The following is a 15,180-nucleotide window of genomic DNA, read 5'->3' as shown; positions in this document are numbered from 1 at the left end:
TTTAAAATGCATAAAGGAGTCCTCCTTGTTTGATGATGGGTCAATGGTCGTTGACACTCATGCATCATACTAGAGGGCTCCTTTTCTTTCAAGACCTCGAACATCCTTCAAACAGGAATGCTGCTCCTTTCGTTGAAGAAGAAAAAGATGGAAGCTCTATGGAATTCCATCTTTAAGTAAAGCCACCGTTAATTTAAGAAGAACAGTGACGCTTATTAAACAATCGCGCCCAATCGTTGAAACTGATTAAATCCCATAAACCATCTGTTAATAATCTCTCTTACTTATACCTATTTAATATTTCTTCTGGAATATGACAATAATCATCTGGACATCTAGCTAACCTATCTTGATGTTCTTCTGCACTTCTCATATAGTTTGTAAGAGGTAATACTTCAACAACTATAAGGTTGTAATCATTTCTCTCATTAAGAAACGCCTTCGCCTCTTTTAAGTGTTCAGGCTTTTCACTATATACTCCTGTTCTGTATTTCACGCCAACATCCTGTCCTTGTTTATTCAAACTGTATGGGTCAATGATTTCAAAAAAATACCCCATTAACTCTCTGATTGTTACAACTGTCGGATCAAATTCTGTTTTTACACATTCGGCGTACCCATCATAATCACCCTCAAGTGTATGACTTGTTCCATTAGCCCTTCCTGCTTCCGTAAACTTAACTCCAGGTAAAGTTTTTATAAAAGCTTGTACTCCCCATAAACATCCACCTGCAAAATATACTATTTCCATATTGACTCTCCTCTTTGTTTAAAAAATATAAAAATTCATTCCAAGTAAATAGGAGGAAAAAATGTAGTTACTAGGTCTACTAATGACAAATTTCATTATTCCATATTATGGACCGAACCTGTACCGTTAGTTCAATTAAGAAAAAAAGAGCTGCATATGCAACTCAATGACCTTTAATTAACACAACGTTAGTCCAACAAGCACATTCACTTATCTTTCTCTACTGACTCATTTATCAACCGACTATGTATTCTCTGCAAGGCCATCTACTCCTTTATTAATAGCTTTCCATAGGGGTGTGCCTTAAAATTGTTCATACGGATGTGACATACCACTGTATATCTCCAAAGGCTTTTGTAGCTTGTCCAATTAAAGCACAACCTTAGTTGAAGAACGGAGCTATAAATAGCATTAGAATCGAACATAAAATTAGAGAATTACTAACTTCTTTTGGAAGCTTTTCTTTTCCTGGCCCTTTATAAAATCCGGAAAATTGAAATTTATTTCTATATAACACAAAAAATAAAATAAAAATTGAAATACCAACTAACCAGCCACCATTGGTATTATCTACATTTATCCCTAAATTCGTATAGATTAATTTCACCAAAGCTCCCATCATACTACCCAGAACTAAGAAAATTACAATTATCCGAATTAATTCTAAAAATAATCTAATCATAATTCAAGTTCCCTTCGATTTATTTATATTAAAAGTTCTTTGTATACAGGAAATCCTAACTTTCTGCGTCGTTCTTCACAATCTTTATAGTCATATTAACATAAATGCCTAATAAAGAATTGAGCTACAAGGAGATACCATAATCATAAAAAACGTCTAAAAGTTAATGGATTTAATCCCTTTAACTTATCGTTTAGTTTAGAAGCCAAAGAAAAGAATATAAAAGAAGTGGAGTTACTATCAATACGATAGTAACTCCACATAGCTTGTTGATGAAGTTATTTCCAATTAAAACCCTTTTTCGCTAAGAAATCTTTAATATGAGGACGGCGCTGTTCAATTAAGAAATCAGCCATTTGCTTTGTCCAGTTATCAATTTTTCGATTGGATGAGCGATTATTATAGTATGCTTCCATTGTGTCGTTGTACGCTGGTAAAAGTTCCTCATATTTTTCTGTATTGTATTCATTTTCATGTAATACTGCTGCAACAGGTAAACGAGGTTTTACTTCATTGCGACGTGCAGGAACCCCGATTGTTAAGCCGAATAGTGGGAAAACATAGTCAGGTAGATTGAATAATTCGCTTATTTCCTCTAGCTTATTACGCACTCCACCGATGTAACAAATTCCATATCCCATAGATTCTGCAGCAACAACGAAGTTTTGCGCGAATAATGATACATCGGCCACTCCAACAAGTACATTTTCTGCGGAATCAGCGACGATGTCTACACCTTCTAATTTGCCTGCTGATTGAAGACGTTTGAAATCTACACAAAAGACAAAGGCACCGCCTGAAGTTTCGTATTGACGAGGATTACCAGAGAGTAACCCTAGTTTTTCTTTTTTCTCCTCATCAGTGACCCAAAGAACACTATAAGCTTGTACAAAATGTGATGTAGCAGCCATTTGTGCAGTAGCAATTAATTCTTCAATAATTTCCTTCGAAATCGGATTTCCATCATAAATACGAACCGAAGAGTGGTTGCGTAATAATTCTTTAACCATCAAAAAAATCCCCTTTTCCCTTTTATATATCAAGAGCATATCACGCTTTTTCGTCAAAATCGAATTTTTTTCATGTTGAAATTATTTTTAAATAATTTGCAGATGCATAAAATTTCTCGTAAAATAAAATATTTTGTTAGTTATAGATTAAAAATTCTAAATAGTTTAAAATTATGTGTGGGCGGTTCATTTGGTTGGATTTCTAATAAATGGATGACTATACCAAAATGAGTAAACCGGATAATCTAGTTGAACAAAATAAAGTCGGATGGAGGAATAGGGGATGGAAGAAAAGTTGGCGAAAAAGCTTCGTAATGAACAGCTACGGAGCAAGGTAGTAACAGCAGATGAAGCAGCGTCTTGGATTAAGGATGGTATGGTTCTTGGGATGAGTGGATTTACTCGTGCTGGTGACGTTAAAGTGGTACCGCTTGCGCTTGTGGAAAAAGCTAAAAAGGAGAACTTCAAGGTAGATGTATATACAGGTGCATCACTAGGCCCAGAAGTCGACCAATACTTAGCAGAAGCTGGCGTTATTCGTAAACGTGGACCTTTCCAAGCAGATGCTGGCATTCGTAACAAAATCAACAGTGGTGACATCACATTCGTTGATGCGCATCTATCACATAATGCGGAGTTAGTACGTCAAGGTATTATCGGTCCCATTGACTTTGCGATTATTGAAGCAGCTGCTATTACAGAAGACGGCTTACTAATTCCTACAACTTCAGTTGGTAACTCTCCGATTTTTGTGCAAGAGGCAGACCAAATAATTATTGAGTTGAACGTAGCTCAGCTTGATGAATTAGAAGGTGTCCATGATATTTTTGTACCAGGACTACAGGGGCAACGTGATCCAATTCCATTGCAAAATGTATCTGATCGGCTTGGCACAATTGGTATACCACTAGATTTAAATAAAGTAAAAGGCATTGTAATTTCAGATATTTTAGATGCGCCATCAACGATTGTCCCTGCGGATGAAGAGACAGATATTATGGCTAATCATTTATTAAATTTCCTACGTGAAGAAATTAAAGTAGGGCGTTTAACAACAAGCTTAAGGCCTATTCAATCGGGTGTAGGCTCAGTAGCAAATGCCGTTTTATTAGGTTTTAAAGATTCTGAGTTTGAGAACTTAGAAGTATATTCAGAAGTATTGCAAGACGCGGTATTCGAATTAATTGATGCCGGAAAGGTAAACTTCGCATCTGCTACTTCAATTACACTTTCCGAGGAAGTTGGAAATAGAGTTTATGGTAATTTTGAAAAATATACAGATAAACTAGTATTACGTCCGCAAGAGATTTCTAACCAACCAGAAATTATTCGCCGACTCGGGTTGATTTCTGTTAATACGGCATTAGAAGTAGATATTTACGGGAATGTGAATTCTACACATGTTTCTGGTACAAAAATGATGAATGGAATCGGCGGTTCTGGAGACTTTGCGCGTAATGCAAGATTAGGTATTTTTGTCACAAAATCTTATGCAAAAGGCGGAAATATTTCTAGTATCGTTCCAATGGTGTCGCATGTAGACCATACAGAGCATGATGTAGACGTCATCGTAACAGAGCGGGGAGTAGCAGACTTACGTGGGCTTGCTCCAAGAGAGAGGGTTGGACTCATTATCGATAACTGTGCACACCCGGAGTATCGTGAGCAGCTATGGAAGTATTTTAATGATGCCAATGAAGCAACAGGTGGACATCATACGCCACATGTTTTAGAAAAAGCGCTCTCATGGCATGTGAATTACGCAAAAAATGGCACGATGAAGAACCCAGCTTTATCGAAATAATAAATTGAAAAAGCCTTGAAGGATAGTTTATTTGTTCCTTCAAGGCTTTTCATTGTTAATAATGTTGTCCCGAAAGTTTAGGTAGCTCTACGAAGTGATCGGTTAAGCCCGTAAATTGATCAGGTAGCCCTGTTAAGTGATCGGGTAGGCCTATAAAGTGATCGGGTATCCCCGTAAAGTGATCAGGTAAGGCTGTAAAGTGATCGGGTAGGCCCGTAAAGTGATCAGGTAGCCCCTCGAAGTGATCAGGTGTCCAAAGAAAACCCTAGCTGCTTCTTACAATAATCCAATCCATTTCCAATATGTTGCGGAGAATAAAAGAACTAGGATGTATCCGATGATCGTTAATGGAATACCAGACTTTAAGAAATCTTTTGTTGTAAAGGCTCCTGTACCATAGGCAAGCATATTTTGTGGTGCACTAATAGGTAAGAGGAAGCCGAAGCTAATAACGAATTGTTGCACGATAACGAAACCAACCTGATCGACATTAGTCGTTAATGTTGAAGCTAAAACGATAAATACTGGTATAAGCGCAGATGCTAAGCTTGTTGCGCTCGCAAAGCCTAAGTGAATAAGAATATTGAATAAAGTGACAAGGGCAATGGTTGCAAGAATTGGCATAGAATCTAAACCGAGTGAACCGAATACTTTATCAGATAACCAAGATGCACCTTTAGTATTAAGCAAGACTGTTCCTAACATAATTCCTACTGCAAAGACGATAATTGTACCCCAAGGAATATGCGGTTCAACTTGTTTCCACGTATAGACCCCGATTTTGGGCATTAATAAAATGGCAATTGCAACGATTGTGACCGTTGTCGTATCGAATGGGTGGAGTTTGCCCTCAGCAGCCCAGAAAAATAGTAAAACGACAGATGTTATGATTAATCGAATTTCGGGAGCTTTTAGTGGGCCAAGTTCCGCAAGTTGTTTTTTGATTACTTCTCGGCCACCTTCGATATTGCTTGTTTCAGGCTTAATTAGTGTAATCATAATGAAAAATAGAGCTACTGACATGATGATGGAGAAGGGAGCCGCGTAAAGCAACCAAGCACCCCATGAAATATCCACACCAAATTGTTCTTTAATGAAATTTAAAGCGACCATATTTTGAGCTGCTGCCGTTTTAATACCGATATTCCAAATGGAGACAGCTTGCACAGAGGTAATGACAAGTAAAGCAGCAAGTCGACTATCGCGTGGTAAACCAAATGCCGCTACCATTCCGAGTAGAATTGGTACAACTGCGCCTGCACGTGCAGTAGCAGAAGGGACGAAGAATGCGAGTGCAATAGATACTAAAATAGCACCGAAGACAATGGCTTTCGTTTTTGTCCCTACTAGTGAAAGAATCCATAGTGCAAGACGTTTATGTAAATTGGTAATTTGCATGGCTGCCGCTAAGAAAAGAGCTGCGGCTACTAGTGCAACTGCTGAATTACTAAATCCGCTTAATGCTAATTTTAATGCATCTGATGTTCCTAGCTCTCTCGTTGGATCTTCCATTGACGGAGCTAATCCTAGTAAAACTGTAACTAGAGCAATAATCATGGCAGAGCTAACGGGATAGGATACTGCTTCTGTAACCCATAGGATGACCGCGAAAGCTAAAATAGCCAAAGCCCGTTGTCCAGCTACAGGTAAATCGCCGTTGTTCGGTAAAAAAGTTATGATGATTAGGGATGCGAAGGCTAATGCAATCCAGAGTGGCTTTAAATTACGTTTCGGTTTTGCTTGTTCAGAAGTAGACATACTTTCTCATCCTTTCTAGCATTTTCTATAACATCGACTAGTAAAATGCTTTATTAAGAAAGTAAATTGTCTATTTATTGTAAAAAAAGCTAGTGTGTTCAAATGCGCTCTAGTTATAGCGATAATGGGCAGTTACGAGAAAATCCGCGGTCATAGAAAAGACAAAAATATCCAAAAGATATTAGTTTTTCTTCTTGAATGCAGAGGTAACTTTAGGCTCAGTTCCTAGCATCAATCGTTTAATATTTTCGATATGCAAAATGATGGCTATACTAAAAAGAAATAAGGCTATAAACGTTGGGCCGACCCCAGGAATCCATAAATATGTGGCTGTACAAAAAACGAGATAAAATTCAAGTACACCGACAATTAAAAAGCTCGTCACGAAAGAAAAAATAACAAATAAAATGAGTGCAAATAAGCCAACTTTCCAATCAATCGCGAGTAATATCCCAATAATTGAAGCAGTTCCTTTGCCGCCATTGAAGCCCATATAAAATGGGAAATTATGACCTAGAATGACACCGGCTGCTACGATATAGATAAAGAGCCAAACTTGTACTTCAGTTAATTGTGTTATATCAGCAAGATAGACATGTGCACCGATTATAGCTGCAACACCTTTACCGATATCGATAAGTCCGACTAATATGCCGTATTTCCATCCAAGGGAAAGCGTGGCATTAGAGGCACCTGCATTACCAAAACCAGTCTTTTTTAAATCTACCCCAGATAAAAACTGAGCAACTTTAGAGCCATGAATGCAGCCAATCAAATAACCAACAAGAAGAAAAATGATAATGGCTTTTAACATTAAAGTCCTCCTTTCTAAATAATAAGCTCATCAATAAAAGCTAGGGATGTCATTTTAAAACGTGCCATTGTATATAAGTTGATTTCCGTTCCGACTGGACGCCCCCAGGAAAGCGCCCAGTTGGAACGGAAATCAACCCCAAGTTTTGATGATAAATCATTTATCATTAAAATAATGTATGCGTTCGTAATACGTAAAAAAGCAGACAGAAGTTTCGGAAAAAATAAAATTTTAGTGTTGACAGAGAAAATGTCTATGTTTATACTTTGTAACAACGATGGAAATTGAATCACATACTCTTATCAAGAGCGGCGGAGGGATAGGCCCTATGATGCCCGGCAACCAGTAAGTGACGAGCTTGCTAAGGTGCTAATTCCTACAGATTCTTACTTGGATCTGGCAGATAAGGGGAGGAAAACTTGCAACCGCAACCCTCTTCTTAGCTGAAGAGGGTTTTTGTTTTCTACTTAAAAAATCCTCCTCATCTCCGGTGCCATCGTAAAAAAATAACCATATGGAGGTATACAATGACAAATTTTAAACCAGAAACATTGCTGTTACACGGTGGCCAAGAGCCAGACCCGGTAACAGGATCTCGTACAGTACCCGTATATCGCTCAACGGCATTTGTTTTTAAAGACACTGCTCATGCGCAACGTCTTTTTGCCTTAGAGGAAGCTGGCAATATTTACACACGAATTACAAACCCAACTGTAGATGTTTTTGAAAAACGCGTCGCTTTATTAGAAGGCGGTACAGCAGCGGTAGCACTTTCATCTGGTGCAGCAGCTATTGCATTTTCAATTTTAAATCTAGCAGGGGCAGGTGATGAAATTGTTGCAGGTAGCTCTTTGTACGGAGGTACTTATAATTTATTCGCCAACACACTACCAAACTACGGTATTAAAACAATTTTTGTAGACGAAACAAATCCAGAAAATTTCCGAGCAGCTATTACAGATAAAACAAAAGCGGTGTTCGCTGAAATTTACGGTAACCCAAGTTTAAAAGTGCTAGACATCGAAGCAGTAGCGAATGTAGCACATGAAAACGGCTTACCATTAATTATTGATAGCACATTTGCTTCACCATATGGCTCTACACCAATTGATTTCGGTGCAGATATCGTTGTTCATTCCGCAACAAAATGGATTGGCGGCCATGGTACAACTTTAGGTGGCGTTGTTGTAGATGCAGGGAAGTTTGATTGGACTCGTGGACGCTTCCCAGGCTTTACAGAGCCAGATGCTTCTTATCACGGTTTGCGTTATGGTATTGACACAGCAGCGGCTGCATTTGCCACAAAACTGCGAGTGCAATTACTACGCGACTTTGGACCAACATTAAGTGCAGATGCAGCATTTAATTTATTACAAGGTTTAGAAACGCTTCATTTGCGTATTCCTAAACACAATGAAAATGCATTAGCGGTAGCTGAATATTTACGAAACCACCCATCTGTGGAATATGTAAATTACAATGGCTTAGAAGATTTCCCTACTCATGAGTTAGCTAAAAAGTATTTGAGAAATGGCTTCGGATCCGTGCTTACATTTGGTATTAAAGGTGGGCGTGAAGCAGGGCGTAAATTAATCGATAGTGTGAAATTATTCTCGCACGTAGCAAATGTAGGGGATGCGAAATCATTAATTATCCATCCAGCATCTACTACACATCAGCAACTATCAGCTGAGGAGCTAATCCAAACTGGCGTAACCGAGTCGCTCATTCGCTTATCCATCGGTTTAGAGGCAGTAGAGGACATTATTGCAGATTTAGAACAAGCTATTGAACAAGTAACAGCTATCCAGCAACAAGTAGAAGCCTAAATACTAAAAGACATTGACTAATGTTGTAGCGTTTACGTATTTTCCCATTCGATAGGCCTCATTTGGTAATGCGTAAAACGTTGCTACATCATCCGCTTGCCTCATTCGGTAAAGGTAACTGAAAATCTTTAAAAATAATACCTAGTAATTTGATAAGTATTGTTGACTTGTTTAATTCCTTGTTTTATACTAGGAAATAAGAAAAGCGTTCGACATTTAGTTTTCATAAGTGCTCCCCCACTTTTGAAATATATGAAGCGGAGTAGTTGCTAAGTCAGTAACTACTCTTATCTACCAATACTGATGATAAAGGAGTGTTTTAAATGGGAAATGTGTATAGTGCGCAAAACATTGCATCTTATCTTATTTATGAGTTAAATGAAGGTCATGTTTTTGTGAACAACATGTCCATTCAAAACATACTTGCATCAGTTGAGAGTAAATGGCAAGAGAACTTCGGACATTCAGCTTTTAAGGAAATTGTTTATGTCAAAGAAGAAGGCTATACAGTAAAAGAAGTTTTTGAAGCTTATGAAGGCTATGGAGCAAGTCATATCTCTCTACCAGCAACAGAGTATTACTTAAAATACGGCACGTTCCAATTAGTTGAACGTACGTATGCAATACCAAATTTTACGCTAGAGGAAATAAGACTGGTGCAACAAGCGTTAACACAATATCGTTATAAATTACTAGCAAAAGCTAGTTAAATCCCTCATATAATTATGCTCATTCTCTGCTGCTACAGAGAATGAGTTTTTTAATTAGATGTTGGAAGATATACTATTATAATTGAAAAAATTTTTATTAATATATTTCAAAAGAACAATTTTTATAAATGTATTTACATAAATATAATAGAAGAAAGACAATTATTTTTGGCTCATTACAAAAGCTGTGGATGACATTTGTTAAAATTAATACCAAGTATAAGTTGATTGGAGTGGAGGTTGGGCGCCCCCCAGGAAATCAACCCCACACAATTGTGATGATCCTTAGTTTTTATAAGAATCGTCAATATTTCTTCAATATTTTATAGATCAAGTGAAAAATCATATAATAAAAGGAATGAAAACGATTTCCTTTGCACTTCTAGGAGAAACAAATGTCCATCCTAGAAAGATTTTTCTTGTGAAATGTATGTATTTACGATACAATTTTCAATAAGTTAAATTTTGAATTATTTGAATTTGTGTGTTTCACAGACTGTATCTTCATTCAGAATATTTTTGTAGTGAGAGTGAAACACAATGACTAAATATCTGTCTGAAGACGAAGTGTTAAACACGGCAAACTGACCTGCTTTGTAAAGTCAGCGAACAATTCAAAATCTGTACGAATTAAGCTGAGACGAAATAAATATAATGAAACTGCGGAATGTAAGTTGGAGGGAATAACAGAAATGGCAACTATAAAGGCAGCTATATTAGGATTTGGAACGGTAGGTCAAGGAATTTACCATATATTAAACGAAAAGCGTGAAGAGCTTAAAAATAAATTAGGCATTGAGCTAGAAGTAGCAAAAATTTTAGTGACAGACGCCAGCCGTGAACGCGTACCAGGGACAGCACATTTAATGACAACTAGTATGGATGAAGTTTTAGCTGAACCAGGTATGCAGGTTGTTTTTGAGGCAATCGTGAATGAGGAGCCAGCATTTACTTACTTAAAGCGCGCTGTTGAACATAAATGTCATGTTATCACAGCTAATAAAGTAATGTTTGCAAAGCGAGGCTTAGAGCTACAGGACCTTGCAAAAGCAAACGGTGTATTTGTGGGCTTTGAGGCAACAACGGCTGGTGGTGTACCAGTTATTAAAACGATGAAAAACATTTTGCTTGTCAATGATGTTAGTCGTATTCAAGGTGTTTTAAATGGGACATCCAACTATATTTTAACGAAAATGCGTTCACAAGGCTGGTCGTTCGAAACTGCTTTAAAAGAGGCGCAAAATTTAGGCTATGCAGAGGCAGATCCATATAATGATATTTCTGGGCAGGACGCCTTTAAAAAATTAATGATTTTAAGTGCTTTAGCATTTGGTGAACAACCAGACTGGGCTGACGTCGAAGTAGTAGGTATTGATAGTATTTCGGCAGAGGAAGTAAAAGAAGCATGCGAAAAAGGCTTGCGTTACCGCCACGTTGCAGAGGTTGAGAAACTAGCGGATGGTAAAGTGGTCGCAAAGGTTGGCCCGCAATTAGTAGATAAAGAACATCCACTTTACCCCGTTGATGACGTCAATAATGCTGTGGCATTAGATACAAATTATATTGGCACTTTAACGCTAGTTGGACCTGGAGCAGGTATGTATCCAACAGCTAGTGTAATGGTAGAAGATTATGCCGAAATTATCGGTAAAAGAGCCGGGTTTGTCGTAACAATATAATAGATATGCCTATCATTCAACAATGCTCAACTTGTTTGAATGATAGGCATTTTTTTAATCCTCATCTTTAACATCAATATCCTCTGGAATAGGAGTATTCCGCCAAATTTCAATTTCCTCTTTAATACGATCTAGCTGCTCAAAATAAGTACTAAACTGCCCACTATTAATCAGTATTTGGTCCCCATCGTATACTGAACGAATACGGCCCTCGTAAACTAAGCGAAGTATTTGATCTTCTGGCATACTAAGGTCGATGGCTGTTTCTTCAATTGTTTTATACATAATTTCGCTCCTTTTGTTGTTTATATTATAACCTCCCGTTAAAAGAAAGCCTACTGTAGGTTAATAAATGAAAGAAAAAGGAAAATGGTAATTGTTTACTTTTTGATAAATCTGTATTATTAATGTTAATGGGCTGTGGGGACTAGTATTAACAATGTCTTTTTTTCTAATTAATTCGTCTAACAGGTACAACTATTATTTTTTATTGGGGGACAACCTTAGTTGATCCAAGCGACTAATCAAACGCCCCAACCGGAACGGAAAACAACTCACAAATTTGGTAATGAGATTCATTAAAATCTTAAGAATTTCTTCATTTTTATAATAACTGGTTTTTAAGATTTAAAAGGTACACTATTTATTGAGAGCGAGGTGTATATCATGACGAAACTAACAGTTCTTGTTACAGACGATGATCAAGATATTCGTGATGGTATTGAAATCTATTTAAAAAATGAAGGCTACAATGTTATTAAAGCTGCTGACGGCTTAGAGGCAATTGAAAAATTAGAAAACAATGAAGTACATTTAATTATTTTAGATATTATGATGCCGAATATGGATGGAATTACAGCGACGTTTAAAATTAGGGAAGAGCGCAATATTCCAATTATTATGCTTAGTGCAAAGGCAGAGGATGGCGACAAAATTCATGGTCTATCTGTAGGCGCAGATGATTACGTTACAAAGCCTTTTCATCCGTTAGAGCTATTGGCTCGTGTGAAATCTCAACTGCGACGTTATGTACAACTTGGGACGTACAATGAAGGAGCGGCAAAGGTGGAAATCGACGGTCTTGTATTAGATGAAGATGCAAAGGAAGTCAATTTAGAAGGCGAACCTGTTCGATTAACGCCAATCGAATATAAAATTACGGAATTACTAATGAAAAATGCAGGACGTGTATTTTCGATAGGAGAGATTTATGAACGTGTATGGAATGAGGAAGCGTACAATGCAGAAAATATTGTGGCTGTACACATTCGAAAAATACGTGAAAAAATCGAAGCAGATCCGAAAAATCCACGTTATTTAAAGGTGGTGTGGGGCGTTGGCTATAAAATGGAAAAATAAAGTAGAGCAGTATGTTACAATTGCAGGGTTTGTAGCAGGGGTTATTGGACTTATTTATTTTGGCGTGTATGCGTATCAGATAGTAACTGCCCACTCTCCGGGGATGTTACAATTGCTCGAGAGAATTTTTTAGAGAGGAGTTAAAAATATGGTGAAAAATTGGAAACCTCTTCTCGCTCTTATATGTTTAATCTGGGTGATATTCGGTATTGTCACGTTCTCAAAAGTGGGGTATCGATATATTGGAAAGTCTTATTTTCAATCTGAAAATTTACAACCTCAACTTGATAATTTCCAGTCGGAATTAGGACCATTAGTGTTAAATGTACCAACAGCTGAAGATTTAAAAAGTAAAATTGTGGTGACACAAAGCGAAATCGAGGAACACCGTAATCGCTATGGAACATTAGGAGAACAGATAGGTAATATTAAAGCCCAATATGAGGCGCGCATTCAAGAAGCTGCTAATGTCAATGCAACGGATTTAAAAACAAAGCTTGAAAAAGAGCGAGAAGCCAAAATTAAAGATATTACAACTAATTTTGGGGATGATGAGCATGTCCGCAAAAAAATTCTCACTCAAAAGGAAGCGCTTGTTGATAAATATATAAATGCTGTACAAGAAGAAGCAAAGAGTTTTGTGAAGACTAATAATCACTGGTCTTATGAATTAACGAACATTGACTCAGGTCAAACATTTACCTCGGGTAATGTTTCAGACAGTAGTGCTTTCAAAATAAAGTATACGGACCAACATCCATTAACGACTTCAAATATTAGTAGTGGTTATTTAAACGCGATTTTTTATCAAACTGATACTGTCATGGATACAGAGGATCTTAGTGAAACCTTTGATTACACTGGCATAATATCCATCTCAAAAAAATCAGCCCAAGCAGAACAAATCATGGTGGGATATAACAATTTTATAACCCATCAATACATTTTCTTCTTTATATGGTTAACGAGTATTGTGGCAGCTATTTTTGCATGGAAAGGACGCAAAGAAGTACTGCCGATGATACAAGCTTTAAAGGGAAAAGAAGCTTTGGCAAAGATGAGAATTGATTACCCAATCGGATTATTATTAATAAGCGCATTTGTATATTTGATAGCAACTCAAATTGCTTATCGATCGATTGTAGGTTATATGGATCCAGATAATTATATAAGCTATGTAACGGATATGTTGCTGAAAATTGGTATCTTATTCATTGTTGCTATACTGTTCTTTGTACAGCTAATTTGGTTGTATGATCGAGTGAACACAGTACAGAAATTAGAGGAGAATTTAAAAGCTAGTTATTTATGGTCTCTAGGTGAATCCATTACAGATTTATTTTTAAATCGTTCCATTGCATTACATACCATTGTGATGATAGGGGCAGCATTTTTTGGTGGTGGAAGTCTTGTTGCATTTTTGCTAAGTGGCGATGGATTCCCTTTTCTAGTATTAGGCATCTGTGCAATGATCGGTATTCCAGCCATGATTCTTTTCCTTTCGAGAATGGGCTATTTAAACCGAATTATGAAGGACACAAAAGATATGGCAGAAGGGCGTTTAAATCGCGATGTCAAGGTAATGGGCAAATCACCACTCGCGGGGCATGCAGAAAATCTTAATCATTTAAGAGAAGGCGTACGCACATCTATGCATGAGCAGGCAAAAAGTGAGCGTTTAAAATCAGAGCTTATTACGAATGTTAGTCACGACTTACGCACGCCGCTAACATCCATTATTACGTATACAGATTTACTGAAAAATCCTGATATTACAGAGGAAGAACGTAAGCAATACATTCATATCCTTGATAAAAAATCAGAACGTCTAAAATTACTGATTGAAGATCTTTTTGAAGTATCTAAAATGGCGAGTGGTAATATGGAGCTTCATCGCAGTCGAGTCGATTTAACCCAGCTTGTACAGCAGGCGGTAGGGGAGCATGAGGAAGATTTAGCTCAGGCGCATTTAGATTTACGCATGACAAAACCACATGAGCCAATCTACGCGTATGTGGATGGGCAAAAATGGTGGAGACTAATCGATAATTTAATCGTTAATGTATTGAAATATGCATTAGAAGGCACAAGAGTTTATGTAACATTAAAACGTACAGCAGAAGGTGATGCTGAATTCACGGTGAAAAATGTTGCAAAATACGAAATTAGCGAGAATGCCGATGAGTTATTCGAACGCTTTAAGCGAGCGGATGCCTCACGCCATACAGAAGGCTCAGGACTAGGCCTAGCCATCGCACAATCCATTGTAGATTTGCATGGTGCTCGCATGAGTATAGAAGTAGATGGAGATTTATTTAAAGTAATCGTTCGAATTCCAACAGCATAAACCAAAAAACAGCGGCAATCATTTTGCCGCTGTTTTTGTTATGACGGTTTTATCCGTCGATAAGGCACTAAGTTCCGTCGCTAAGGTGTATTAGACCGTCGCTAGGATAGATACATCCGTCGTTAAGGCTTATCATACTGTCGCTTTGAGGAGCTATCCATGGAATTTACGTTTCTATCCACGTTTTTGGGTGTTCTATCCATGGAATTGACGTTTCTATCCACGTTTTTGAGCGTTCTATCCGTCACTCCGGCTTTTCGTTCCATCGCTTCGGAGCATTCATCCGTCGTTACGCCCATCTATCAATCTATCCGTCGCCCCGGCTCGTCGCTTTAAATTTTGCCAATTCTTTAGCACTACACTTTCAACCTACACACCATTTATGCCGGAGTTTTATATTATCAAAGCGAAGCGGCTCACAGGACGCCCCAGTCTAA

General features: G+C 37.6%; 13 protein-coding genes and 1 riboswitch. Of the genes, 7 read left to right on the top strand and 6 right to left on the bottom strand.

Annotated features, from left to right (window positions below; translation table 11 throughout):
* Nucleotides 1-280 precede the first annotated feature (280 nt).
* From ACVYAD_RS20580 to chrR, 3 genes are all read right to left on the bottom strand, one after another.
* Nucleotides 281-751 carry a peptide-methionine (S)-S-oxide reductase gene (locus tag ACVYAD_RS20580; protein WP_476427746.1) on the bottom strand — a complete coding sequence of 157 codons (471 nt, stop codon included), beginning with the start codon at nucleotides 749-751 and terminating at the stop codon, nucleotides 281-283.
* 382 nt (nucleotides 752-1,133) lie between these two features.
* Complete coding sequence (locus ACVYAD_RS20575; protein ID WP_476427745.1) at nucleotides 1,134-1,433, bottom strand: hypothetical protein; 300 nt, start codon at nucleotides 1,431-1,433, stop codon at nucleotides 1,134-1,136.
* Nucleotides 1,434-1,711: 278 nt separating this feature from the next.
* Nucleotides 1,712-2,443 (bottom strand): class II chromate reductase ChrR, encoded by a 732-nt coding sequence (gene chrR / locus ACVYAD_RS20570; RefSeq protein ID WP_476427744.1) that lies wholly within the window; start codon nucleotides 2,441-2,443, stop codon nucleotides 1,712-1,714.
* A 283-nt stretch (nucleotides 2,444-2,726) separates the two neighbouring features.
* Here chrR and ACVYAD_RS20565 point away from each other — a divergent pair, with 283 nt between their 5' ends.
* Nucleotides 2,727-4,247: a succinate CoA transferase gene (locus ACVYAD_RS20565; protein ID WP_476427743.1), complete on the top strand. Its 1,521-nt coding sequence runs from the start codon at nucleotides 2,727-2,729 to the stop codon at nucleotides 4,245-4,247.
* Nucleotides 4,248-4,523: 276 nt separating this feature from the next.
* Here the strand turns inward: ACVYAD_RS20565 and ACVYAD_RS20560 are convergent, their stop codons facing one another.
* Both ACVYAD_RS20560 and ACVYAD_RS20555 read right to left on the bottom strand, forming a co-directional pair.
* Nucleotides 4,524-6,005, bottom strand: coding sequence for a DASS family sodium-coupled anion symporter (locus ACVYAD_RS20560; protein WP_349662256.1), 1,482 nt, complete (start codon nucleotides 6,003-6,005; stop codon nucleotides 4,524-4,526).
* Between the two features lie 181 nt (nucleotides 6,006-6,186).
* A complete protein-coding gene (locus ACVYAD_RS20555) occupies nucleotides 6,187-6,819 on the bottom strand; it encodes a glycerol-3-phosphate acyltransferase (protein WP_386831029.1) in 633 nt (210 codons plus the stop codon).
* Between the two features lie 296 nt (nucleotides 6,820-7,115).
* Nucleotides 7,116-7,229: riboswitch (SAM riboswitch) on the top strand.
* Nucleotides 7,230-7,346: 117 nt separating this feature from the next.
* On the opposite strand from ACVYAD_RS20555, the gene ACVYAD_RS20550 reads away from it, so the two are divergent.
* The 3 genes from ACVYAD_RS20550 to ACVYAD_RS20540 all read left to right on the top strand — a co-directional run bounded on the left by ACVYAD_RS20550 (nucleotide 7,347) and on the right by ACVYAD_RS20540 (nucleotide 11,037).
* A complete protein-coding gene (locus ACVYAD_RS20550; protein ID WP_476427742.1) occupies nucleotides 7,347-8,648 on the top strand; it encodes an O-acetylhomoserine aminocarboxypropyltransferase/cysteine synthase family protein in 1,302 nt (433 codons plus the stop codon).
* 323 nt (nucleotides 8,649-8,971) lie between these two features.
* Nucleotides 8,972-9,358 (top strand): hypothetical protein, encoded by a 387-nt coding sequence (locus tag ACVYAD_RS20545; protein ID WP_349662253.1) that lies wholly within the window; start codon nucleotides 8,972-8,974, stop codon nucleotides 9,356-9,358.
* A gap of 692 nt (nucleotides 9,359-10,050) precedes the next feature.
* A complete protein-coding gene (locus tag ACVYAD_RS20540; protein WP_386831023.1) occupies nucleotides 10,051-11,037 on the top strand; it encodes a homoserine dehydrogenase in 987 nt (328 codons plus the stop codon).
* A 54-nt stretch (nucleotides 11,038-11,091) separates the two neighbouring features.
* On the opposite strand, the gene ACVYAD_RS20535 is transcribed toward ACVYAD_RS20540, so the two are convergent.
* Entirely contained in the window at nucleotides 11,092-11,322 is a 231-nt protein-coding gene (locus tag ACVYAD_RS20535) for a MerR family transcriptional regulator (protein ID WP_323650927.1), read from the bottom strand.
* A 381-nt stretch (nucleotides 11,323-11,703) separates the two neighbouring features.
* Here ACVYAD_RS20535 and ACVYAD_RS20530 point away from each other — a divergent pair, with 381 nt between their 5' ends.
* From ACVYAD_RS20530 to ACVYAD_RS20520, 3 genes are read left to right on the top strand one after another with little or no spacing between them, the layout of a single operon-like run.
* Complete coding sequence (locus ACVYAD_RS20530) at nucleotides 11,704-12,396, top strand: response regulator transcription factor (RefSeq protein ID WP_079564002.1); 693 nt, start codon at nucleotides 11,704-11,706, stop codon at nucleotides 12,394-12,396.
* Nucleotides 12,374-12,529 carry a hypothetical protein gene (locus ACVYAD_RS20525; protein ID WP_170939071.1) on the top strand — a complete coding sequence of 52 codons (156 nt, stop codon included), beginning with the start codon at nucleotides 12,374-12,376 and terminating at the stop codon, nucleotides 12,527-12,529. Before ACVYAD_RS20530 ends, ACVYAD_RS20525 begins: the two co-directional genes overlap by 23 nt.
* 15 nt (nucleotides 12,530-12,544) lie before the next feature.
* Nucleotides 12,545-14,743, top strand: coding sequence for a sensor histidine kinase (locus tag ACVYAD_RS20520; protein WP_476427741.1), 2,199 nt, complete (start codon nucleotides 12,545-12,547; stop codon nucleotides 14,741-14,743).
* Nucleotides 14,744-15,180: the final 437 nt, after the last annotated feature.

This window comes from Lysinibacillus sp. G1-3 (assembly GCF_056322905.1).
Note: the sequence above shows the minus strand (reverse complement) of the source record. Positions and strands in the feature narration are given on the sequence as shown.

Coding starts and splice junctions, on each gene's coding strand:
- ACVYAD_RS20545 (WP_349662253.1), top strand. CDS start 8,972: ATGGGAAATGTGTATAGTGCGCAAAACATTGCATCTTATCTTATTTAT.
- ACVYAD_RS20535 (WP_323650927.1), bottom strand. CDS start 11,322: ATGTATAAAACAATTGAAGAAACAGCCATCGACCTTAGTATGCCAGAA.
- ACVYAD_RS20575 (WP_476427745.1), bottom strand. CDS start 1,433: ATGATTAGATTATTTTTAGAATTAATTCGGATAATTGTAATTTTCTTA.
- ACVYAD_RS20550 (WP_476427742.1), top strand. CDS start 7,347: ATGACAAATTTTAAACCAGAAACATTGCTGTTACACGGTGGCCAAGAG.
- ACVYAD_RS20530 (WP_079564002.1), top strand. CDS start 11,704: ATGACGAAACTAACAGTTCTTGTTACAGACGATGATCAAGATATTCGT.
- chrR (WP_476427744.1), bottom strand. CDS start 2,443: ATGGTTAAAGAATTATTACGCAACCACTCTTCGGTTCGTATTTATGAT.
- ACVYAD_RS20580 (WP_476427746.1), bottom strand. CDS start 751: ATGGAAATAGTATATTTTGCAGGTGGATGTTTATGGGGAGTACAAGCT.
- ACVYAD_RS20520 (WP_476427741.1), top strand. CDS start 12,545: ATGGTGAAAAATTGGAAACCTCTTCTCGCTCTTATATGTTTAATCTGG.
- ACVYAD_RS20555 (WP_386831029.1), bottom strand. CDS start 6,819: ATGTTAAAAGCCATTATCATTTTTCTTCTTGTTGGTTATTTGATTGGC.
- ACVYAD_RS20565 (WP_476427743.1), top strand. CDS start 2,727: ATGGAAGAAAAGTTGGCGAAAAAGCTTCGTAATGAACAGCTACGGAGC.
- ACVYAD_RS20540 (WP_386831023.1), top strand. CDS start 10,051: ATGGCAACTATAAAGGCAGCTATATTAGGATTTGGAACGGTAGGTCAA.
- ACVYAD_RS20560 (WP_349662256.1), bottom strand. CDS start 6,005: ATGTCTACTTCTGAACAAGCAAAACCGAAACGTAATTTAAAGCCACTC.